Consider the following 506-nt stretch of genomic DNA (forward strand, 5'->3'; position numbering starts at 1 on the left):
TCATCAGCGCGCCGCCGCCGTCCATCGACCAGGTTCCACGCCATCCGGCCGATGCGTAGTACTGCTCGGAGCGCCACCAGGTGCACTCTGCGATGCCCGAGGTCACAGCGCCGAGTGCACCTTCGCGTATGACCCGGTTGACGAACGCCGGGGCCACCTCGAACCTGCGCTGGCTGATGGTGGTGACGACCTTGCCCGTACGCTGCTCCGCCTCGATGATGCGGTCGGCGGCGTCCAAAGTGATATCGAGGGGCTTCTCGACCACGACGTGCTTGCCTGCGTCGAGCGCCGCCACGGTGATCTCGGCGTGCAACCCGCTCGGGACGCAGACCGCGATCGCGTCGATGTCGTCCCGGCGCAGGAGTGCCTCCAGCGTGCTTTCGACGGCGCAGCTCTGCCGCTCGGCAAACGCCTTCGCCTTCTCGACGTCCACGTCAAAGACGCTGACCAGCTGCGACGACTCTCCCAGGGCGGCGATCGCCGCCGCGTGGGCATCCGAGATCACA

1 protein-coding gene is annotated in these 506 nt (G+C 67.6%); it reads right to left on the reverse strand.

What is annotated here, in order from left to right; genetic code table 11:
- The coding region (locus ELR45_RS37715; RefSeq protein WP_205856499.1) for a Gfo/Idh/MocA family protein at positions 1–506 on the reverse strand (506 nt) is incomplete at both ends.

The sequence above is a fragment of the Phytoactinopolyspora endophytica genome (assembly GCF_004138495.1).
Classification (GTDB): Bacteria; Actinomycetota; Actinomycetes; order Jiangellales; family Jiangellaceae; genus Phytoactinopolyspora; species Phytoactinopolyspora endophytica.